The 20,856-nt window shown below is 71.7% G+C and carries 16 protein-coding genes and 1 pseudogene; 3 read left to right on the forward strand and 14 right to left on the reverse strand.

Annotated features, from left to right (window positions below):
- Positions 1-447: 447 nt before the first annotated feature.
- Positions 448-912 (reverse strand): PaaI family thioesterase, encoded by a 465-nt coding sequence (locus AC0B61_RS20645; RefSeq protein ID WP_471742151.1) that lies wholly within the window; start codon positions 910-912, stop codon positions 448-450.
- Positions 913-1,284: 372 nt separating this feature from the next.
- Between AC0B61_RS20645 and polA the strand changes: the two genes are divergently transcribed.
- A complete protein-coding gene (gene polA / locus AC0B61_RS20650; RefSeq protein ID WP_471742193.1) occupies positions 1,285-3,984 on the forward strand; it encodes a DNA polymerase I in 2,700 nt (899 codons plus the stop codon).
- A gap of 444 nt (positions 3,985-4,428) precedes the next feature.
- Entirely contained in the window at positions 4,429-5,586 is a 1,158-nt protein-coding gene (locus tag AC0B61_RS20655; protein ID WP_471742194.1) for a UDP-N-acetylglucosamine--N-acetylmuramyl-(pentapeptide) pyrophosphoryl-undecaprenol N-acetylglucosamine transferase, read from the forward strand.
- A gap of 227 nt (positions 5,587-5,813) precedes the next feature.
- On the opposite strand, the gene tgmC is transcribed toward AC0B61_RS20655, so the two are convergent.
- Both tgmC and AC0B61_RS20665 read right to left on the reverse strand, forming a co-directional pair.
- Positions 5,814-6,956, reverse strand: coding sequence for an ATP-grasp peptide maturase system methyltransferase (tgmC, locus tag AC0B61_RS20660; RefSeq protein WP_471742152.1), 1,143 nt, complete (start codon positions 6,954-6,956; stop codon positions 5,814-5,816).
- A pseudogene (locus tag AC0B61_RS20665) lies at positions 6,953-7,057 on the reverse strand (ATP-grasp ribosomal peptide maturase); the annotation flags it as partial. The pseudogene AC0B61_RS20665 and the gene tgmC, both read right to left, overlap by 4 nt.
- A gap of 208 nt (positions 7,058-7,265) precedes the next feature.
- On the opposite strand from AC0B61_RS20665, the gene AC0B61_RS20670 reads away from it, so the two are divergent.
- Positions 7,266-8,186 carry an aminoglycoside phosphotransferase family protein gene (locus AC0B61_RS20670; RefSeq protein WP_471742153.1) on the forward strand — a complete coding sequence of 307 codons (921 nt, stop codon included), beginning with the start codon at positions 7,266-7,268 and terminating at the stop codon, positions 8,184-8,186.
- 26 nt (positions 8,187-8,212) lie between these two features.
- Here AC0B61_RS20670 and AC0B61_RS20675 read toward each other — a convergent pair whose 3' ends face one another.
- The 11 genes from AC0B61_RS20675 to AC0B61_RS20725 all read right to left on the reverse strand — a co-directional run bounded on the left by AC0B61_RS20675 (position 8,213) and on the right by AC0B61_RS20725 (position 20,768).
- On the reverse strand, positions 8,213-8,797 hold the full coding sequence (locus tag AC0B61_RS20675) for a DUF6262 family protein (RefSeq protein ID WP_471742154.1): 585 nt from the start codon (positions 8,795-8,797) through the stop codon (positions 8,213-8,215).
- A complete protein-coding gene (locus AC0B61_RS20680; RefSeq protein WP_471742155.1) occupies positions 8,794-11,391 on the reverse strand; it encodes a tyrosine-type recombinase/integrase in 2,598 nt (865 codons plus the stop codon). The genes AC0B61_RS20675 and AC0B61_RS20680 overlap by 4 nt, the downstream gene beginning before the upstream one ends.
- Positions 11,388-12,623 (reverse strand): tyrosine-type recombinase/integrase, encoded by a 1,236-nt coding sequence (locus AC0B61_RS20685; protein WP_471742156.1) that lies wholly within the window; start codon positions 12,621-12,623, stop codon positions 11,388-11,390. Before AC0B61_RS20685 ends, AC0B61_RS20680 begins: the two co-directional genes overlap by 4 nt.
- Before the next feature lie 26 nt (positions 12,624-12,649).
- Positions 12,650-13,525 carry an ATP-grasp ribosomal peptide maturase gene (tgmB, locus tag AC0B61_RS20690; RefSeq protein ID WP_471742157.1) on the reverse strand — a complete coding sequence of 292 codons (876 nt, stop codon included), beginning with the start codon at positions 13,523-13,525 and terminating at the stop codon, positions 12,650-12,652.
- 93 nt (positions 13,526-13,618) lie between these two features.
- Entirely contained in the window at positions 13,619-13,819 is a 201-nt protein-coding gene (gene tgmA / locus AC0B61_RS20695; protein ID WP_471742158.1) for a putative ATP-grasp-modified RiPP, read from the reverse strand.
- 254 nt (positions 13,820-14,073) lie between these two features.
- Positions 14,074-14,646: a hypothetical protein gene (locus AC0B61_RS20700; RefSeq protein WP_471742159.1), complete on the reverse strand. Its 573-nt coding sequence runs from the start codon at positions 14,644-14,646 to the stop codon at positions 14,074-14,076.
- A 13-nt stretch (positions 14,647-14,659) separates the two neighbouring features.
- Positions 14,660-15,226 (reverse strand): ATP-binding protein, encoded by a 567-nt coding sequence (locus tag AC0B61_RS20705; protein WP_471742160.1) that lies wholly within the window; start codon positions 15,224-15,226, stop codon positions 14,660-14,662.
- 103 nt (positions 15,227-15,329) lie between these two features.
- On the reverse strand, positions 15,330-16,529 hold the full coding sequence (locus AC0B61_RS20710; protein ID WP_471742161.1) for a helix-turn-helix domain-containing protein: 1,200 nt from the start codon (positions 16,527-16,529) through the stop codon (positions 15,330-15,332).
- 100 nt (positions 16,530-16,629) lie between these two features.
- Positions 16,630-17,298, reverse strand: a complete 669-nt coding sequence (locus AC0B61_RS20715) for an HAD-IA family hydrolase (protein ID WP_471742162.1) — start codon at positions 17,296-17,298, stop codon at positions 16,630-16,632.
- Between the two features lie 58 nt (positions 17,299-17,356).
- On the reverse strand, positions 17,357-19,873 hold the full coding sequence (gene hrpB, locus AC0B61_RS20720; protein WP_471742163.1) for an ATP-dependent helicase HrpB: 2,517 nt from the start codon (positions 19,871-19,873) through the stop codon (positions 17,357-17,359).
- A gap of 4 nt (positions 19,874-19,877) precedes the next feature.
- Positions 19,878-20,768: a class I SAM-dependent methyltransferase gene (locus AC0B61_RS20725; RefSeq protein ID WP_471742164.1), complete on the reverse strand. Its 891-nt coding sequence runs from the start codon at positions 20,766-20,768 to the stop codon at positions 19,878-19,880.
- Positions 20,769-20,856 lie beyond the last annotated feature (88 nt).

Consider the following 20,856-nt stretch of genomic DNA (forward strand, 5'->3'; position numbering starts at 1 on the left):
TGCGAGCAGGCTGTGATTCTCTTGTTATGAGCACACGGAGGAGTTGTCTCAGCATGTGGTCGTTTTGGTTCGATCGATCCTGCGCTACCGGGTGTTTACTCGCTGGTAGGGCGATGTAAGGGCCAGAAATGCGGGTTGCAGCTGGCATTGCCGATAATCGGACAGCTGCGTCCGATTCCCGGGTTTCGACCTCGCCTGTCCGGATTGCGGACGATAAGGGCGGGGTGAAGTGCCCCTGGGCGGCCGAAGGCCCCGGGGACCGGCAGCTGCTTGGATTTCCAACGCGTTACGCAGCGTTATGGGCGCGGTAGCTCGTCGGCCGCGCCCGGGCATGCGAACGCCCCCTTGTCCAGACCAACGCCTGCCCGCGGGGGAGGACGGTCAAACAAGGGGGCGCCAAAGGGAATTGATGCCGCACCGACTGAACTCGCGGCAGCCGACGACCCGTTAGAGATCGCGCAGCATGCAGGTCAGCCGGCAGCTGGTGATCCGCCTGCCGGTGTCGTCGGTGATCGCGATCTCGTACGTGGCGGCGGTGCGGCCCTTGAAGACGGCCGTCGCCACGCCCGTGACCAGCCCCGACGTCGCCGAGCGGTGGTGCGTCGCGTTGAGGTCCACGCCGACCGCGTACCGGCCGGGACCGGCGTGCAGCATCGCGCCGATCGAACCCAGCGTCTCGGCCAGCGCCGCCGACGCGCCGCCGTGCAGCAGCCCGTACGGCTGCTGGTTGCCCTCCACCGGCATGGTGCCGACCACGCGGTCGCCGGAGGCCTCGACGATCCGGATGCCGAGCTTCTCGCCGAGGTGGCCGCCGGAGAACGTCTCCGGGTCCACACCGAGCTTGGCGAAGTGGTCCAGCACGTCCTGCGGGACGTTGAGGACGGGGGCGGTGTCGGGGGCCGCATCGGCCATGGGGGAACTCCTGCCGCTCGGGGGTCACGGGTGGTGCCGGGGGTCGTGCTGGGGTCTTGTCGGGGGTCCTGCTGGGTTTTGCCGGACTGTGCTGGTGCTGCTGGTCCTGCTGCCTGTGATCGTACGACCGTCCTACTCGGCGGTAGTGCGCGGCCGGTGGCTGGCGCGGCGGTCCGCGGCCCCGCGGCCGGGACACTGGCGGCACCTCCCGGCACCTCCCGGCACCTCCGGCGCCGTGCCCCTTTTGTCGGTGCCGGGCCATAGGATCGGTGACCGGTAGTGGAATCGGCAGGAACGGACGTTGACGTGGCTACGCAGAGTACGGACAAGGGCGCGACGGGTGCCGGCGGGGCCGGCCCGCGGCCCCGGCTGATGCTGCTCGACGGGCACTCGATGGCCTACCGGGCCTTCTACGCCCTGCCCGTGGAGAACTTCAACACCTCCACCGGCCAGCCCACCAACGCGGTCTACGGCTTCGCCTCGATGCTCGCCAACACCGTCCGCGACGAGCAGCCCACCCACCTCGCCGTCGCCTTCGACCTCTCCCGGCAGACGTTCCGCTCCGTCGAGTTCCCCGACTACAAGGCCAACCGCGCCAAGACGCCGGACGAGTTCCGCAGCCAGATCGGCCTGATCGGCGAACTGCTCGACGCCATGAACGTCCCCCGGCTGACCGTCGAGGGCTTCGAGGCCGACGACATCATCGCCACCCTGGCCACCGCCGCCGAGGCGGCCGGCTACGACGTCGACATCGTCACCGGCGACCGCGACTCGCTCCAGCTCGTCACCGACCACGTCACCGTCCTCTACCCGACCAAGGGCGTCTCCGAGCTCACCCGCTTCACCCCGGAGAAGGTCGCCGAGAAGTACGGCGTCACCCCCCGCCAGTACCCCGACCTCGCCGCGCTGCGCGGCGACCCGTCCGACAACCTGCCCGGCATCCCCGGCGTCGGCGAGAAGACCGCCGCCAAGTGGGTCAACCAGTTCGGCTCCTTCGACGAACTGGTCTCCCGCGCCGACGAGGTGAAGGGCAAGATCGGCGAGAAGCTGCGCGACCACCTCGACTCGGTCAAGCGCAACCGGGTGCTCACCGAGCTCGTCCGCGACGTCGAACTCCCCCTCGGCGTCCCCGACCTGGCCCGCTCCCCGTTCGACCGGGCCGCCGTCGGCACCCTCATGGAGTCGCTGGAGTTCCGCAACGCCAACTTCCGCGACCGCGTCTTCGGCATCGACCCGGCCGCCGCCGAGGAGGAGGCCGTCGAACTCGCCCCCGGCGTCGAGGTCGACGGCGAACTGCTCACCGACCCGGGCACGCTGACCGCCTGGCTGCGCGACCACGCCTCCGACGCCAAGACCACCGTCGCGCTGGCCGCCGTCTACCAGTGGGCACTCGGCGCCGGCGAGGTCACCGAAGTGGCGCTGGCCGCAGGAGAGTCGGCCGCCTGGTTCGACCCGGCCCTGCTCGCCGAGGAGGACGAGCAGGCCTTCGCCCGCTGGCTCGCCGACGCCGCCGCCCCCAAGGCCCTGCACATCGCCAAGCAGGTCATGCGCGCCTTCGCCGAGCGCGGCTGGACCGTCGACGGCGTCGTCGCCGACACCGCGCTGGCCGCCTACCTGGAGAAGCCCGGCCGCCGCACCTTCACCCTCGACGTGCTCGCCGAGGAGTACCTGGCCCGCTCGCTCACCCCGGCCCCCGTCGCCGAGACCGGCCAACTCGCCTTCGACGCACCGGAGGACACCGACGGCATCGACGCCGAGGCGGCCCGCGCCCAGGCCCTGATGCTCCAGGCCCGCGCCGTACTCGACCTCGCCGAGCTGTTCGACGCCCGGCTCGCCGACGTCGGCGCCACCGAACTGCTGCGCGACATGGAACTGCCCATCGCCGCCCTGCTCGCCCGCATGGAGCGCTATGGCATCGCCGCCGACCGCCCCTGGCTCACCACACTGGAGGCGCAGTTCGCCACCGAGATCCAGCGCTGCGTCGAGGAGGCCCACGCCGCCGCCGGGCACGAGTTCAACCTCGGCTCGCCCAAGCAGCTCCAGGAGATCCTCTTCGGCGAACTCGCGCTCCCCAAGACCAAGAAGATCAAGACCGGCTACACCACCGACGCCGACGCGCTCACCTGGCTGGCCACCCAGACCACCAACGAGCTGCCGGTCATCCTGCTGCGCCACCGCGACCAGGCCAAGCTGCGCACCACCGTCGAGGGCCTGCTCAAGACCGTCTCGCCGCAGGGGCGGATCCACACCACCTTCAACCAGATGGTCGCCGCCACCGGCCGGCTCTCCTCCCAGGACCCGAACCTGCAGAACATCCCGGTCCGCACCGAGGAGGGCCGCGCCATCCGCCGCGCCTTCGTCGTCGGCCAGGGCTACGAGTCGCTGCTCACCGCCGACTACTCCCAGATCGAACTGCGCATCATGGCCCACCTCTCCGAGGACGAGGCGCTGATCGAGGCCTTCGCGACCGGCGAGGACCTGCACACCACCGTCGCCTCCCAGGTCTTCGAGGTCCCCGGCGACGCGGTCGACGCCGAGATGCGGCGCAAGATCAAGGCGATGTCCTACGGCCTGGCGTACGGGCTGTCCGCGTACGGGCTCTCGCAGCAGCTCGGCATCAAGCCGGCCGAGGCGCAGGGCCTCATGGACACCTACTTCGAGCGCTTCGGCGGCGTCCGCGACTACCTGCGCCGAGTCGTGGACGAAGCCCGCGCGACGGGCTACACCGAGACCCTGCTCGGCCGCCGCCGCTACCTGCCCGACCTCAACAGCGACAACCGCCAGCGCCGCGAGATGGCCGAGCGGATGGCCCTCAACGCCCCGATCCAGGGCTCGGCCGCCGACATCGTCAAGATCGCCATGCTCCGGGTGGACACGGCACTGCGCGCGGCCGGCCTCACCTCCCGGATGCTGCTCCAGGTGCACGACGAAATCGTGCTGGAGCTGGCCCCCGGCGAGCGCGAGCAGGTCGAGGCGACGGTCCGCGAGCAGATGGCGGGCGCCTACCCGCTGCGCGCCCCGCTGGACGTCTCCGTCGGCGTCGGCCCGAACTGGGAGGCCGCCGCGCACTGACGCGGCGCGGTCCCTCGGCGGGCCCGGGCGCGGGAAGCGTCCGGGCCCGCCGCTACGATCGGCGCCGCCCCTGCACGACGTGCACCCCCAAGCTCGACCCCGACCCCCCAGCACACCTGCATCCACGACGCAGCGGGCAACTTCCTCACCTGCAGCCCCACCCGGGTCGGTACCCCGATCCCGCGCCCGGGCGAGTCCCTCGCCACCCCCACACCGGGCTGGCCGCCGCACACCCACTGACCGCGTCGTGCGCCGGTCCGGTAGCCGGTCGGGGTGCTGCCCTCGATCGGGCGAAGTTGCCTGCGGCACCGTACGGTTCGAGTCGTGAGGGCGCGCCTGACGTCTGTCGTGGCCTGCTATCGTCCGCCGTGCTCGGACGCCGCTTCCAGGCGCGAATGGATGGGGAATTCTTCTGTGACCAGTGACGCCGTCGGCCGTCTCCCGATGCGGGCTTTCCGGCTGATCGTGACGGGCGGTGGAACCGGCGGGCACACCTACCCCGCGCTCACCGCGGTCCGCACCGCGCGGGCGAGACTCTCCTCCGCTGGTCGGGGGCTGGACGTCCTGTGGGTCGGCACGGCGGACAGTTTGGAGTCCCGGGTCGCGGCCGGTGAGGGCATCGAGTTCGCGGCGGTCGCCACGGGGAAGATCCGACGCCACCGGAACCCGCTGAAGATGATCTCGCCGGCGAACGTGCGCGACATGGCGCGGGTGCCGCTCGGTGTCCTTCAGGCCCGCGCCGTGGTCTCCCGGTTCCGCCCTGACGTGGTACTGGCCACGGGCGGGTACGTCGCCGTGCCGGTGGGAATCGCCGCTTCGCTGTGTCGTCGCCCGCTCGTCGTCCACGAGCAGACGGTGCGCCTGGGCCTGGCCAACCGGACGCTCGCGGGACGGGCGGCGCGCATCGCGGTGTCCTCCGAGTCCACGCTGCCGCTGCTGACGGAGGCGTCCCGCGAGATCGCGGCCGTCACCGGCAACCCGGTGCGGCCCGAGATGCTGACCGGTCATGCGGACAAGGCGATCCAGGCCCTCGGGCTGCACGGATTCCGCGACGATCTGCCGACTGTGTACGTCACCGGCGGCGCGCAGGGCTCTGAGCAGATCAACGGACTGGTGGCCGACGTGCTGCCCTGGCTGCTGACCACTGCCAACGTGATCCACCAGTGCGGCCCGGCGAACGTCGAAGCCCTGCGGGCCCGTGCGGCGGCTCTTCCGTCGCATCTGGCGTCCCGGTACCTGCTCACCGGGTTCGTCGGTCCCGAGTTGCCCGACGTCCTCGCGCTGGCCGATGTGGTGGTCTCCCGCAGCGGAGCGGGCACGATTGCCGAGCTGACGGCGCTGGGTAAAGCTGCGGTCCTCGTCCCCCTCGCCAGTTCGGCCGGCAACGAGCAGGCGCACAACGCCGGCCACCTGCACGACGCCGGGGCGGCGGTCGCGCTCCTCGGTGATGTGACGGCGGAGCGGCTCCGCGAGGCGGTCGGCCCGCTGCTGACCGACGCTCACCGCCGTGCGGGCATGGCTGAGCGGGCGCGCTCCTACGGTCGGCCGGATGCCGCCGACCGGTTGGTGGACATGCTCCTCTCGGCCGCCGTCGAGCACTGACGGGCAGGCATGGCAGGCATGGCCGGGAGCCCGGGGCTGAGATCTGCCCCGGGCCCCGGTGTTCTCAGGCACGCCGGACGCTGGTCCCGTCTGTGGAGCTTGCCCGCGCCCGGGAGAGTCCCTCGCCACCCGCACACCGGGCTGGTCGTCGCACACCCACTGACCGCGTCGTGCGCCGGTCGGGTGTCGTTCGCCGGGAGGCCGGGTCAGGTCCGAGAGCGACCGGGTCAGATCGGCAGGTCCCAGCCCGGGCCGTCCTCGCTGCCGAGCCAGACCCGTTGCGCCGCCGCCGAGACGGTGATGCCGAAGGTGTCCTGGTGCGGCTCGCCCGCGCGCTGCCAAGCCTCGATGGCGGTCTCGACCTGGTCCCAGAGGCGGAGCGGGCCGCGCTGGACCACGGTCCAGCCGCCGTCGGGGTCGGGCCCGGTCCGGGCCTGCGATCCGGTGGCCACGTCCGAGAGGATCTGGTGCGCCCCGCTTCCCATCCGCTCGGCCGAGGGCGCCGCGAGTTGCGCGACCCAGCCACCGGTCCAGGTGTCGAGCTTCGCAGGGTCGATTCGGGTCTCGCGTTCCTCCCCGGGGAGCAGAGCCAGGACCGGGCGGGGCGGCCGGTCGTGCGGTCGGGCGATCATGAAGCTGGTGTAGCCGGGCAGGAACCGGCCGGTGGCCTCGCCGGGGCCGGTCACGTCGAGAAGCGCCAGCGCGTTGGAGTAGCCCCACCCGGACAGGGTGACCAGGATGTGGCCGCCCGGCTTCACCTGGCGGAGCCAGACCATCGGCAGGTACCGGACCGAGCAGGTCGCGATCAGCCGGTCGAAGGCGCCGCCGTTCGGGTCTCCGCCGAGACCGTCGCCAGTGATGAGGCGCGGGTCGTAGCCGGCGCCCCGAAGTGCGGCCGCGGCGCGTCCGGCCACCTGCGGGTCGTACTCGATGCTGGTGATGTTCCGGTCACCGAGGCGGTGTGCGCCGAGGGCGGTCGAGTATCCGGTTCCGGTGCCGATTTCGAGGACCTGGTGACCGGAGTCGGAGCCGAGCTGCTGCCACATGCCCAGCACGAGCGAGGGCAGGGTGGAGGACGACGAGGGTGCTCCGGTCACCGGCTGCTCCCCGGTGTCTTCCGGGTGTGTGCGGCCGTCGAGTTGGGTGATGAGGGTCTGGTCGGCGTAGACGCCCTCCAGCCAGCCGGGGTCACCACGGCGCAGGGCCCGGTAGCCGGTCGGGGTGCTGCCCTCGATCGGAACGAAGTAGCTGCCGACGAACAGTTCGCGCGGTACAGCGGTGGCGGCCTCGGTCCACGCGGCGTCGGTGAGGGCGCCGTTCCCGGTGAGCTGCTCGACCAGGGCGGCGCGCAGGGTGTCGGAGGTGGTCACTGGTCGTGGCCTCTTTCCAGTCGGTCGGCGATCGCGTGCGCGATCTGATGGGTGGTCTCGGCGGGCTGCCATGCCCATTGCCCGTTGGGGTTGCACTCCAGTTTTCCGACCTCCCTAGCCGGTTTTGTGGCGTTGACCCGGTTTTCACGTGGCGTGCATGTTCGTCATGTGGTGGTGACGTGACGAGGGCTGGGTGGGCGGCTGGTCCGTCCGCGCTGAGTAGGTGTTCTTCGTCCTGGGGCGTTGAAGCGCTGCGGTGCCTGGATGTGCTGGATCACAAGAGTGGCCGCCCGACTACGGTTGCTCCGCATGACCCACACCGACATCGAGATCACCGCAGAGCTGATCCGGGACCTGCTGCGCGACCAGCACCCCGACCTGGCCGATCATCCGTTAACGCTCGGCGCACGCGGCTGGGACAACCAGCTGTGGCGACTTGGCGACGACCTCGCCGTCCGGCTGCCCTGGGCTACGCAGTCTGCGGACGCACTGCTGCGCAAGGAGCACGCCTGGCTACCCACCCTCGCCCCGCACCTCCCCCTGCCGGTCCCTGTCCCGCAGCGCCTAGGCCAGCCTTCTGAGCGGTTTCCGCGCCCCTGGATCGTGACCACCTGGATACCGGGCGAGCCTGCCGACCGCGCCCCCGCCACTCGTGCTGCGGAAGCAGCCGACACCCTGTCAGCCTTCCTGACGGCCTTTCACAAGCCTGCCCCCGACAAGGCACCCGTCGGCGGCTATGGCCGAGGTGGGCCACTGGCCAACCTCGCCGAGCAGTTCGCCACGCAGCTCGCCTCGGCCACTGAGATGGGGCTGATTCCCGACCCGGAAGCCGTCCGCGCGGTGTGGGAGGACGCCGCCGCCGCACCCTGCTGGGCGGGGCCGGCCCTGTGGCTCCACGGCGACCTGCACCCAGCCAACGTCCTCACCGCGGACGGCACCTTCTGCGGCGTGATCGACTTCGGTGACCTCTGCGTGGGCGATCCAGCCTGCGACCTCGCCGCCCCTTGGATACTGCTGCCGGACGGCGCCGCCGACCGCTTCCACGACGCCTACCAGCCGACTGCGGACGCCGCGACCCTGCGCCGGGCCCGCGGCTGGGCGGTGCTGCGCGCCCTCAGCGGCATCCTCATCGGAGAGGCTGGCATTCACGGCCGCCCCGGCGGCAAACCCACATGGGGCCCACCCGCCCATACCGCCCTGCGACGCCTCATTGCAGCGGCCCGCCGCTGATGAACCTCCCACCGTCCCTTGGCTGGTCATGACAGTTGACCATGGTCGAGCAGCTGGGCTTCGAGCTGGGAGATGCGGCGGTCTTGGAAGCGGCTGTTGGAGCGGGCAGCCTGGAGGCGTTCTTCGAGGGTGCGTTTGTCCTGGGAGAGTTGGCGGACTCGCTGTTTGAGGTTGGCGTTCTCGGTGGTGATGCGCTCGACGGACTCGTCGGTCCACTGCGTTTCCAGGTCGCGGATCTGGCCCATGAGCTGGGCGATCCGGTTGCGTTGGGTGCGGATCTCTCCGTGGGCGGCCTTGAGGGCGTCCTCGGCATTCAGCGCCCGTTCCCGCCAGGCGGTGTCGTTCGACGTGTCGAGACGGGGGCCGGTTTGGTCCTGTGCAGGGGAGCCTTGGGCGACAGCGTCGGCGACGAGGGCGCGGGCGTCGGGGTTCTCGTAGAGAAAGGTGCGGGACACGCCCGCCCGACGAACGACTGCGGCGACGGTGACGGGCACCTTTTGCCGTTTCAACTCGGCGATGCTGTTACGAACTTGGCTTACTTTGGCCCGGGTGCGCTCACGCCGGGCTTCGATCGCGGCAGCCGTCCGGGGCGGTGGAACCTGCTCGCTCATGCCGGGATCTCCTCTCCCTCATCGAAGTCGTCGTTGTCGGCAGCGCGGGCGAGCTCGTTGGCGCGGAAGCCGATGCTCCAGAGGCGGTGGAAGTAGTCCTGGGGGCGTCGTAGGTCCAGCGCGAGGGCGTCGTCGAGCAGGTTGAGTCCGGCCAGGGCCTTCTCCAGGCCGTCGATGGCGCGGGCGGTAGGGGCGAAGACCTCGTGGAGGTAGTCGGCGGTGGCATCGTCGGGAGCGCGTTCGGCGATGGAGTACCACTGCTCGCGTTTGCGGCGCCAGTAGAGCAGGTCGGCGCCGGACATGACGAACTTGTCGCAGTTCTCGCAGTCGAGGTTGAAGGGGCAGGCGCCGCCGTCCACGACGGGCTGGAAGGTGCAGAAGCCGCCTTCGGTCGGTGTGCTGCGGCGGGACAGGTCGATCGCCAGGGCCTCGGCCTGGCGTTGGTCGAGCGGGGTGAGCGGGCTGGAGAGGAGTTCGCCGGGGTTGGCGGCGCCGGGGCCGGCGACCCAGACGTGCTGGAGGACGTCTTCGATCTCGGAGACCGCGACCTGTGCGTAGTGCTCGGCCATGCGGTCGGAGACATGGCCGAGGTAGCGGCGGATGTGGGTCAGGGAGGCGCCGTGCCGCAGCAATCTGGTGGCGAGGGTGTGCCGGGCCTGATGCGGGACGACCCTGCCCAGGTCCAACTCGTCGATCCAAGCACGGAAGTGGCCCTGGAACCAGTTGTAGGACAGGGCTCGGCGGCCGTCGCGGCTGCGGCGGAGGGAGGGGAACAGGACCAGCTCGGCCCGTTCGCGGGCGGTGGCCTGTCGGCCGCCGTGCCGGTCGGCGAAGTGGGCGAGGGTCTTGCGCTGGCGTCCGGCCAGACGGTCATAAAGCGGTTCGGGGATGCGGATGGCCTGGTCGTAGTTGCCGACCTTGGTCTGGTCGTGCCAGAGCATGGGCAGGCCGTTGTAGCGGCCCAGGCATTCGAGCTTGAGGTTCAAGATCTCCCCGGCCCGGCGGCCTGTGTAGACGATCGCCTCCCACATGTCGCGCAGCCCCTGGTCCTCAGGGTCATGGCGCTCGGCGAGCCGTTGCAGGTTCGCCTCGTCGGCCAGGGCCCGGGCGACGTCGTCGGTGAAGGGGCTGCGGGCGCGGGTGACAGTCCGCCCGCCCGACGGCATCGCCACGATGCACTCCCGTGCCAGGCCGATGCGGTCGCTGGACCCGTTCTCCAGGGCGGCGCGCAGGACCACACGGGTGCCGTTGAACAGGGTCTGCCGCAAGGCCGGGGTGATGGTCGCCTTTGCGACGTCGCCTCGGGAAGGCAGCGTCAGCGTCGGCAGTTTCAGCCGTTCCCGGCGGCGGACCTCGGCGACGTACCGCTCGATGTGCTCGGCATGCAGCAGGGTGGGATCGTGTCCGCCGCCGGGGGCGTGGGCCTGGAGGAAGGCACCGAGTTCCACGCATCCCTTGCGGGCACTGTCCATGAAGGACGAGGTGCGGGGGCACTGCGGGGAGCGGAGCACGCCGGTGAGGTAGTCCCAGAGCAGGTCACGCAGCCATCGCTGGGGAACGGCGGTCAGCGGGTAGTGGCCGGACCGCTTGGGGAAGCGGACGCCGAAGTGCTGCGTCTGGATGTATCCGGCCTCGCGGGTGTCCGCCGGAGTGAGGTAGACCAGTTCCAGCTCGGCCAGGATCTTCTTCGCGATCATCCGGTCGTATCTGTTGGTGCACTGGTCCAGGTCCGCATCCAGCAGTGAGTCGCAGTGCTGGCGGTGGCAGAGGTCCACCAGGTTCTGGATCCACGGCAGTTCCCACGGGCGGCGCTCGTCCCCTTGTCCGTGCGCGTGCAGGCCCCACTTCAGCTCGGCTCTTACCAGCGGTCGCAGGCCGCTCAGGTTGAGCTCGCCGACGCGCATGACCGGCGGCTCATCCCGGCACCACTGCCGGAAGGCCGCCTCGTCGCCGTAGTGAACAGGGACCGGGGTCCCTTCCTGCTCCCAGCGGTGGTAGTTCTTCGGCAGCGTCGCGCCGCCCGGCTGGTCAGCCGCCTGGTAGCGGCCGAGGTGGACCGTGCACAGCCCCAGCGGAGAGGCGGCCAGATCACGGCAGGCCCGCAGCTGGCAGGAGCCGTAGCCCGGGTAGGTCTCCTCCTCCGCCGCCCACTGCTCGAAGTCGGCATCCCGGCCGTGGCGCTGCTTGTGTGCCTTCCAGCGGTTGCGGTGCCGGAAACACAGCGCCAACTCGTTGTTGAAAGCGGGCCGTTCAGGGCAGATGCGGCAGCGTCGCTCCTCCGTCATCCGGCTCGCCTTCAGCGGCTCGGCAGTGTGCACGAAGTCGCTTTTGCGTACTCCGGTGGCCCGCGCGTCCCGCCACTGCTGGTCATGGGCGGCGCACAGGTCCTTCTTCTCCCACCTCGGCCGTTCGCAGTCGGGCACGACACAGCACCAGGGATAGACCGGATGCCGGGCCGGGATACGGATCACGTCGTCGCGGAAGACCGCATCGAAGCCGGGGCCGTCGATCAGTGCGGTCAGCACCTCCAACCGGTCCCGGGCCTCACGCCGGTCCGGATCGGGAGTGCGGGCGGCCAGCGAGATCACACTCATTCGCTCTCCCCCCACGCCTTGCGCAGGGCCCGGGCGAAGTCAGGGTCATGGACATCGGCGTGTGCGTAGATCTCATCGACCGTGCTCGCCGACGCCCAGCCGCCCGCCTCACGGGTGACCACCAGGTCACCGCCGGAGGCGTCCAGAACCGCGGTGGCGAAGGAGTGCCGAAATCCGTGGGGCTTGACCCGGCCCAGCTCGGCCCGGTCCCCGGCCCGCCGCAGCATCCGCCGGGCCGCGTCCGTCGTCCACGGCTGCCCGGCGCGCTCGCCGTGCAGCTGGACCAACAGCATGCCGTGCCCGGCCTGCTGCGGGTACTCGGTCGTCATGTACTCGAAGTAGGTGTGCACCATCGCCGGACTGGCCCGCTTGATCAGCCCGCCCACCACCGTGCCGTCCTCGACGTCCCACTCCGGCTTCGTCTTGGCCGCCGCCCGGTTCGGGTTCGCCGGCCGGTGGCACACGTGCACGTGCGGCGCGCGGCACTGCCCGCACCCGGCGTCCTCCCGCAGATGCAGGTCCACCAGATGCAGTCCGCACAGCTCACCGATCCGGAAGCCGCCATCGGCCAGCCAGGTCACCACCAACCGGTCCCGGGCCGAGTTCACCGTCGCCAGGAGCATCTCCTTCGCCCCCTCTGGGGCCATCTTCGGGTGCCGTCGCCGCACCTGCTTCGGCGCCAGCGGGTTGCTCGGCATCGCCGTCTTCACATGTCCCAGCAGGGCCCGGTTGCGGTCCGCACGGCTCGGCAGCCGAGTCCGGTCCAGCTGCCTGCCGAGCTCCTCGTTCACCCCGAGCGCGGCCTGGTGCAGATAGAAGCCCTTCAGACAGGCCGCCGCCAGCGACAGCGTCGCCTGCCCGTACGGCTTCTTGCCCTCCCGCCACGGCAGCCCGAACGGGCCATCCACCTTCGCACCCACCGCACCCATGTACCGCTGCAGATCCGCCAGTGTCACCGACGCCAGCGGCAGGCACTCCCGCTCCAGCCACCGCAGATGATCCACCAGCAGGTAGGCGTACGTCCGGTCCGTCCCCGGCTCCCGCATCCGCAGAAACCGATCCGCCTCCGCATGCACCGCCCCCTCCGGCCAGACGATCGTGTACGCCCGCGTACCGTCGCCCCGCTCCAGCACCTGCACCCGCAGGTCCCCGATCACCAACTGCCCGCTCACATACGCTCCCTGGACCACATACCGAACATCACGTACATGGACGGTCAACGAGTACGCCACGTATCAGGACACGGGCACCACGAACATCACGAACAGTCGGAAAGCAGGTCGGTAAACTCCAGGAAGTGCCATGTGCCGTCCGGGGTGACGGCGAAGTCGAAGGCGCCGAAGACCAGTCGGAAGGCGGTGAGGTAGCGGGAGACGGCGGCGGCCACCGGTGCGGGGACCTCGATCGGACGGCAGCGCATCCGGTCCTGCCGGTGCCGCCAGTCGAGGTCCGGGCTGTCGATGCGGGTGCCGAAGAGGCGTGCTCCGACTGCGGTCACCCGGGTGTCGAACACCTTGGGAACCCTGGCCTGGAACAGGTGCGGGCACGCCGTCACGGCGTCGGTGATCTCCCCGGTGCGTACTTCGCGAACCCACACGGCCTGGGCCCGCCCGTCGACCGAGTACGGGGTGTTCCACACCGGCTTGTATACCGCGCCATCGGCATGGTGGGCGGTGAACTCCCGTGCTTCCTGTGCGTCGTTGGTGACCAGCGTGTCGGGCACGTGGAATCCGCAGCGCTGTGCGGCGGCGAGCTGCGCCGGCTTGTACTCGGCCGCCCGGTTGTCCCAAGGGTGGTTCACGTAGTGCGCCCCGGGAAGTGAGGCCAGGATGCCGCCGGCTCCCCAGAAGGACTGCGAGGCGGCGAACCGGCGGTCCTGGCCGTCGAGGTCGGGCGGTCCCGGGTAGGGGGAGGGCCTGCGTACCCAGACGGACCGAACGGCCGTGAGGTCCAGTTCACGGCTCGTCGTGCGAAGGGTGCCCCGCTGTCTGCCCGTGCGGTACGCAGCGGTCAGCGAGGCACCCGCGTGCAGGTCGGTGCCGGGATCGAGACGAACCACCGGAACCCGGCGCCCGGCGAGTACCCGCAGCGCCGCATCCGCTGTCACGTCGGAGGAGTTGGTCAGTACCAGCACCGACCTGCTTCGGTCGGTCGTCAGCCGGGGCTCTGGTCCTGGTCGTAGGACTCGGTCACGTCGCTGTCCGTGGCCCCGCCCGGCGCGGCCCCGTCACCGGGGCTCGTGTGGGTGGGCGTGGACACCACTGGTGCTGGTGCCGTGGCTCCCCAGCTCGACCGTTCGGCCGTGCTCGTCCACGATCACGGCGATCTGCGTCTCGGGGTCGATCACCGGCGTGAACGCCGGGAGCGTGGCAGTGGCCGGGTAGGGCCCCATCCTGCCGGTGCCCCACGGTTTGGGCGTCTTCGGCATGAGTCCTCCTGGTAGCGATGGTCGGGATCAGTTCAACAACCCGGTTGTTGAGCGGAGTCGTTGACACACCCGCCCCAGCTGGGGGCGGGAGCTCTGGGGCGGCAGTCCCGTCCGGGCTCGGGGAACTCATGTGGCCGGAGCAGGGGCGCCGTAGCAGTAGTTGAGTGGCGAGTGGGGAGGGGGCAGTTCGTTGGCTATCGCGCGGTGGGGCGGTGGGGAGTGCACCGGAAGTCGGTGGGGCCGACTTCCGGTGCTTACAGGCGGGTGGCTTGGGCGGCGTTGGTGCGGCAGGTGGCGAGGGCGTAGGTGATGCGGGTGTCGCGGTTCGGGGTGGTGGCGAGGAGTTCGCCGGCGGAGACGAGGGCGGTCCAGTAGCGGGTGGGGTTGCCGGTGCGGGGCATGGGGTGGGCGGAGGTGAGGGAGAGGTAGGCGGTGGTGAGGTTGCCGGTGGTGAACCAGCGGGTGAGGCCGTGCTGGTGGCCGGGGCGGATGCCGCCCATGGCGTCGATCGCGGTGAGGAAGTGGGCGATGACGGCGTGGTCGCGGGCGGTGAGGGGGACGGGGACGTCGAAGACGCCGAGGGCTTCGAGGAGTTCGCCGGTGTCGTTCTCGGTGTCGTGCGCGGTGTCGGGTCGGGGGTTGGTGAGGAGGGCGTCGTGGCAGTCGTCGAGGCGGCGGGTGGTCTCGGCGGCGGGGATGCCGAGGGCCGTGCAGACGGCGCGGGCGGAGCGCAGGGGGTCGCCGGTGCGGCGGGCGAGGCAGGCGTAGGCCTGGGCGGGGGTGCGGCCTCGGGAGAGGGCGTGCTTGGCGAGGGCGGTGAGGTGCATGGGAGTCGGTCTTTCAGGCGGTGACGAGGGCGGGGGTGGAGGCGGGGGCGACAAGAGCCCAGACGAACTTGCCGATGCCGCCGGGGCGGGGGCAGCAACCCCAGCGCTCGGCCAGCTCGTTGACGAGGAACAGCCCGCGCCCGTGCTCGTCGTCCGACGCGGCCGTGCGGAGGGACGGGCGGCCGCAACTGGCGTCGTGCACCTCCAGCCGCAGGCGGGAGTTGACCAGTGCGAAGCGGATCTCGATGAGCCGGTCGTCGGGAGCGTCGCAGTGCTGGACGGCATTGGCGAACAACTCCCCGAGGAGCAGCTCGGCGACGTCGCGGTAGCGGTCGCCGGAGGGCAGGCCGGAAAGGTAGGCGCGCAACAGGTAGCGGGCCAGGGGCGTGGATTCGGTCCGCGAGTCCAGTCGCGCGGCGAACGGGCGGGGGCGGCGCACGAGGTCTCCCGAGGTGCGGCGCGGCGGGGGCCCGTCGCCGTGCTCTGGGATGGCGGTGGCGAGGAAGTCGCCCCGGTCGCTGAGGACCGTGGCGAGGTGGACGCGACGGACGGACGGTCGGTCGGGCTGAGGTGGCGTCATGACGCCAAGAATTTCGCCGAGTCAGGCCATCGTGAACGTGCGGTGCATGCCACTTCCGAAAGTCGTACCAGCCTCGCGTGATACGTCGCGTATCGGTGTCGTCTCAGTGAGTGAACAGGCTGATACCGAGGATGCCGCCGAGCTTGCGCACACGGGTGGTGCTGGCGTGGCCAGCGCGCTGCATGATCGCCCCCGGAAGAGCCTGGTGGCGGGCCCAGTCGGGTTGTGCGCTGCACACCTGGAGCAGCGTGTCCAGAGCGGCGTCGTACTGGCGGGTGTCGGCCTGGGCGAGGGCGACATCCAGGGCGAGCCGGTTGCGGGCGGCCTGAGGCAGCGGGGACAGGTCGCCGAGGTTGCGGGCGAGCGCCAGGGCCTTGCCGGGGTCACCCATGACGGTGTGGATGCCGATGGCCTGCGCGGTTACCGTAGTCGGCCCGTAGCTGGTGCCGTTGATCATCACGTCGCGGCCCATGCGAGCGGCGACCGCGTGTCCCTGGGAGAGGAGGTCGCGGGCCCGGTCGGCATCACCGTGGCGGGAGGCGACCACAGCGGCGAAGGTGACGTGCCACCCGTAGGTGGCCAGCGTCTCCGGATTCCGTTCCGCGTAACGGGGCTCGATCGACGTGAACGCGTCCTCGGCCGTGGTCGTGGCTTGGTCGAGGCGGGCATCGCGCATGTAGATCCAGGACCGGCCGCACTCCACCATCGCGGCCCGTAGCGGGTCTGCGGCCTTCTGGACGTGGTGGCGGGCGTGGCCGATCGCCGCATACGCGAGGTCTCGGGCGCCGTGGAACTGGGCGGTGTAGGAGGCGAGCCGGTAGGCGTCGGCAAGGATGCCGTGGGCTGCGCACCGCTCGTCGTCCGGGGCGGAGTTCAGGAGGGCGGCGGCCTCCGTGATGGCAGGGACGACGAGGCTGCCGGCATGGGTGTAGTCCCCGGCCCGGTAGTCCGCCCATGCCTGGTCCAGATCGGCTCGCAATAGCGCGGCGTCCGGCGGTTCGACGTCGGCACCGACTCCCGCGGCGGTGTCGTGCACGGCGCGGGAGAGCGCCCGCAACATCGCCCTGTCGCCGATCAGCGACGCCCTTCGGGGTGCCTGCTGCCCGAGGATCACCGACACGTCCGCGTGCAGCGCACCGGACAGCTTGAGTAGCGACGGCAGCCCGATGCTCCCCCCTTCCTTCTCGGCTTTGCGGACGGTCGGCACGGACACCCCGGCGGCCTCGGCGAGTTCTTCCTGCGTCATGCCGGCCCGCAGCATTTTGATGCGCTGGCCGGTGGAGTAGTCGGACCATTGCGTCATCGGTGCCTCCGAAGGTGAGCGGCCTCAAGGCGGACGGTACTCCCGCCATCCTGCTCCCGGAACCGGAATCGACTGACCATCAGCCGGATTGACGGGCCGCTCAGCTTGTTGCGGGGACACCGAGCAGGGCTGCGATGCGGGCGGCGGTGCCAGGGGCGCCGTCCGCGAGGACGGTGGTGATGCCGAGCGCTTCGGCCGGGGGCAGGTTCCTCGGGTGGTCGTCCACGAAGACGCACGCCTCGCCGGGCAGCCCGAGCCGATCCAGGGTGAGCTGGTAGATCGCCGGGTCGGGCTTGGCGACGCCCTCCCGTTCGGAGACCACCGCCACATCGAACAACTCCCACAGGCCCATGGCCTCGTACGGGTCGTACGGGTCGAGGCCGAAGGAGTTGGACAGCAGGGCGACCATCAGGCCGGCTCGCTGCGCCGAGCGGGCGAGCGCGATCATGTCGTCGGCCGGTCGAACGCCCGCCCACGCCCGGCCCATCAGGTTCTCGTGCTCCGCGAGGCCGAGGATCGGTGCTACCTGCCGGTTCCACTCCGCCTGGCCCAGTCGTCCGGCTTCGAGTTCCGTGTACAGGCGGCCGGCCTTCGGGTCGTGGCCGAGCATGTTTCGCCATGCGTCGGCGTCGAGGCCCTGGGCGAGGCACCACGTGCGGTGGGCGGGCCCGGCATTGGCGGTGAGTACGCCGACGAAGTCCAGGATCAGGGCCGAGAAGGGGCGTTCGGCTGTGGGGGAGTGGGTGACGCTCGGTGTGGTCAGTGCCATGGCGCGCTTCGTCCTCCGGTGGAGTGGCCTCTTCGGGACCGTACCCGCTGGACCCCGGTCACTTCCTCGCGTTGGTGCGGCGGGTGGGCTCGGCCGTCGTCGGGTCTTCGGGCCAGGGGTGGCGGGGGTAGCGGCCCCTGAGGTCGGCGCGGACGGCGTGGTAGCCGTTGCGCCAGAAGCCCTCCAGATCGCCGGTGATGGCGGCGGGGCGGCCGGCGGGGGAGAGCAGCTGCATGGTGAGGGGGACTCGGCCGCCAGCCAGGGCGGGAGCAGCTTTCCAGCCGAAGAGCTCTTGCAACTTGACGGCCAGCACTGGGCGTTCGGTGGTGTAGTCGACCCGTATCTTCGAGCCGGACGGCACGGTGATGCGTTCGGGGGCCAACTCGTCCAGGCGGCCGGCTTCTCCGGTGGCCCACGGCAGCAGGCGTTGGAGGGCGGCCGTCGTATCGATCCGCGCGAGGTCGGTGCGGCGGCGGGCGCGTGACAGCTCCGGCTCCAGCCATTCGTCGGCGCGGTCGAGCAGCGCGGCGTCGGAGACGTCGGGCCAGGGGTCGCCGATGGCGGTGTGGAGGAAGGCGAGGCGTTCGCGCAGGCCCGGAGAGGGCCAGGTCAGCAGGGTACTGACACCTTCGCGGGCGAGGCCTTCGAGGAGGGCCGCGCGGACGAGTGCCCGGTCGGGACGGCTCAGCGGCTTCTCGGCGAGTTCGATCGCGCCCAGTGACTCGACCTGGCGGGAGACCACTTCACCTCGCCGGGTGTCCCAGTGGACTTCCTCGCGGGCGGTCATGAGGGACGCGCCGGCGAGGAGGGCGGTGTCCTCGTCGAGCGCCGCAGCGTGCAGCACCCGGGCGGAGTGCGAGCCCGCCGGGCGGTCGGCGACGGCGACGGCGAGCCAGGGGAGGGCGCCCAGAGCAGTCCCAGGGGCGAGGTCGGCAGCTGTCCCGGAGGCCATCAGGTACGGGCTGCGTTCGCCGGGGGCGGGCCGCTCGACGCGGGCGCGGGCGATGCGTTCGGGGAAGGCGAGGGCGACGACGAGCCCGGCGGCGGTGGCGTCGGGCAGGTTGGTGGCGGGCTCGTCGGAGGTGGCGCGCAGCAGGCGGCGGACTTCGTCGCGCCAGCGCCCGGCGTACGGGTCCTTGGAGGAACGGACCGTCCGCCAGACCGCGCCGAGGTCGTCGCCGAGGGCGCGCGGTGGTTCCTCGGAGAGCAGGGCGACTACCTCGGCTGCCCGCCGCGCGCCGACCGCCGCCGCGCCGTCGACCAGTGCGCGGGCGAGCCGGGGGTGCAGTCCGGTGCGGGCGAGTCGGACGCCGCGTGCCGTGGCCCGCCCGTCGGGGGAGACGGCGCCGAGGGCTTGGAGGGTCTGCCGGGCGGCAGCCATGGCGCCCGCCGGGGGCCGGTCGGGCAGGGCGAGGCCGGTGGCGTCGGGGTCGCCCCAGCAGGCGGCCTGGAGGGTGAAGGAGGTGAGGTCGGCGAGGGCGATCTCGGGGGTGGGGTAGCGGGCGGCGCGGGCGTCCTCAGCCTCGTGCCAGCAGCGGTAGACGGTGCCGGGGGCTTCGCGGCCTGCTCGTCCGGCGCGCTGGCGGGCGGCGGCGAGGGAGGCGCGGACGGTGACGAGCGCGGCGAGGCCACGGGCGTGGTCGGTGCGGGGTTCGCGGGCGAGGCCGGCGTCGACCACGACGCGTACGCCGGGGACGGTGAGCGAGGATTCGGCGACGGCGGTGGCGAGCACCACCCGCCGGCTGGGGGACGGGGTGAGGGCGGCGTCCTGGACGGCCTGCGGGGCGCGTCCGTGCAACTGGAGCACCTCGGCGGCCACCCCGCCGAGGTGGCCGGCCACGCGGGCGATCTCGCCGACGCCGGGCAGGAAGCAGAGCACGTCGCCGACCTGTTCGGCGAGTGCGCGGCGCACCGTCGCGGCGACGTGGTCGAGCAGCGCCGGGTCGACCCGGGTGCCGTGGGCGGGCCGGACGGCGCGCGGCGGCGGCGCCCAGACGACGTCCACCGGGTGGGAGACCCCGTGCGCCGCCACGACGGGTGCGCCGCCGAGGAGTTCGGCCCAGGCGTCGGTGTCGGAGGTGGCCGAGGCGCAGACCAGTCGCAGTTCGGGGCGCAGCGCCGCCCGGACGTCGAGGAGGAAGGCGAGCGCGGTATCGGCGTCCAGGTGCCGTTCGTGGCACTCGTCGAGGACGACGACGTCGACGCCGGGCAACTCCTGGTCGCGCTGGAGCCGTTGCAGCAGCACCCCGGTGGTGACGACCTCGACCACCGTCTCCGGGCCGACGCGACGCTCGCCGCGGACGGTGTACCCGACCCGCCCGCCGACGGTCTCGTCGAGCAGCCAGGCCATCCGCTTGGCGGCGGCCCGGACGGCGAGCCGGCGCGGTTCGGCGACGAGTACCCGGCGGGTCGGGCGGTCGGCAGCGAGGAGTCCGGCCAGGGCGAGCGGCACCAGGGTGGTCTTGCCGGTGCCGGGCGGGGCGGCGAGGACGGCGGTGCCGGGCCCGTCCAGGGCGCGGTGCAGTGCGGGCAGCGCGGTGCGGACGGGCAGTTCGCGCCAGGCCTGGTTCGGCAACGGGTCAGCCCCGCTCGGCCACGAAGATCGCCGTGCCGGGGATCAGCCGGCCGCGCAGCGGGGACCAGCCGCCCCATTCCTGGTCCAGGCCGGCCGGCCACTCGGGCTCGACCAGGTCGACCAGGCGGAAGCCGGCGGCGACGAGTTCGCGGACCCGGTCGCCGAGGGTGCGGTGGTGTTCGACGTAGGTGGCGCGGCCCTGCTCGTCCTGCTCGACGTACGGCGTGCGGTCGAAGTACGAGGACACCGCGGTGAGGCCTTCGACGCCGGGCTCGTCGGGGAAGGCCCAGCGGATCGGGTGGGTCACCGAGAACACCCAGCGTCCGCCGGGTCGCAGCACCCGGTGCACCTCGCGCATCAGCGCGGTGGTGTCGGCGCTGAACGGGACGGCGCCGTAGGCGGAGCAGGCGAGGTCGAAGGAGTGGTCGGCGAAGGGCAGGACGGCGGCGTCGGCCTGGACGACCGGGACGGGCACGGCACCGCGGCCGAGGTCGATCCGGCGGGAGTGCTGGAGCTGGCGGTAGGAGATGTCCAGGGCGACGGGGCGGGCGCCGCGGCCGGCCAGCCAGCGGGAGCACTGGGCGGCGCCGGCGCCGATCTCCAGCACGTCCTTGTCCGCGACCTCGCCGAGCAGCCGGGCGTCGGCCTCGTCCAGGCCTTCGGGGCACCAGGTGAAGCGGTCGTCGCCGAGGAAGTCGCCGTGCTCGTCCTGGTACTCGTCGGCGTTGCGGTCCCACCAGTGGCGGCTGGCCCGGCTGCTCTCCCCGGTGCCGGCCGCGCGCCGGACGGCGTCGTCGTCGCCTTCGACGTCGCCTTCGACGTCGGGGTCGAGCGCGTCGGCGTCAAGATCATGCGGGTCGGTCTGGGGGGTGGTGGCCACGGTGACAATGCCCATCGCGTAGGGTATGGAGTGCGGAAGCGCCGCTGCCGCGAACCGGTCCCGCAAGGGTCCGGGTCCTGGCGGTGGCATCCGGGGAAATGGC

This window comes from Kitasatospora sp. NPDC023385 (genome assembly GCF_055664045.1).

Coding starts and splice junctions, on each gene's coding strand:
- AC0B61_RS20655 (WP_471742194.1), top strand. CDS start 4,429: ATGCGGGCTTTCCGGCTGATCGTGACGGGCGGTGGAACCGGCGGGCAC.
- AC0B61_RS20645 (WP_471742151.1), bottom strand. CDS start 912: ATGGCCGATGCGGCCCCCGACACCGCCCCCGTCCTCAACGTCCCGCAG.
- AC0B61_RS20675 (WP_471742154.1), bottom strand. CDS start 8,797: ATGAGCGAGCAGGTTCCACCGCCCCGGACGGCTGCCGCGATCGAAGCC.
- AC0B61_RS20715 (WP_471742162.1), bottom strand. CDS start 17,298: ATGGCACTGACCACACCGAGCGTCACCCACTCCCCCACAGCCGAACGC.
- polA (WP_471742193.1), top strand. CDS start 1,285: ATGCTGCTCGACGGGCACTCGATGGCCTACCGGGCCTTCTACGCCCTG.
- AC0B61_RS20670 (WP_471742153.1), top strand. CDS start 7,266: ATGACCCACACCGACATCGAGATCACCGCAGAGCTGATCCGGGACCTG.
- AC0B61_RS20710 (WP_471742161.1), bottom strand. CDS start 16,529: ATGACGCAATGGTCCGACTACTCCACCGGCCAGCGCATCAAAATGCTG.
- AC0B61_RS20725 (WP_471742164.1), bottom strand. CDS start 20,768: ATGGGCATTGTCACCGTGGCCACCACCCCCCAGACCGACCCGCATGAT.
- AC0B61_RS20700 (WP_471742159.1), bottom strand. CDS start 14,646: ATGCACCTCACCGCCCTCGCCAAGCACGCCCTCTCCCGAGGCCGCACC.
- tgmA (WP_471742158.1), bottom strand. CDS start 13,819: ATGCCGAAGACGCCCAAACCGTGGGGCACCGGCAGGATGGGGCCCTAC.
- AC0B61_RS20705 (WP_471742160.1), bottom strand. CDS start 15,226: ATGACGCCACCTCAGCCCGACCGACCGTCCGTCCGTCGCGTCCACCTC.
- AC0B61_RS20680 (WP_471742155.1), bottom strand. CDS start 11,391: ATGAGTGTGATCTCGCTGGCCGCCCGCACTCCCGATCCGGACCGGCGT.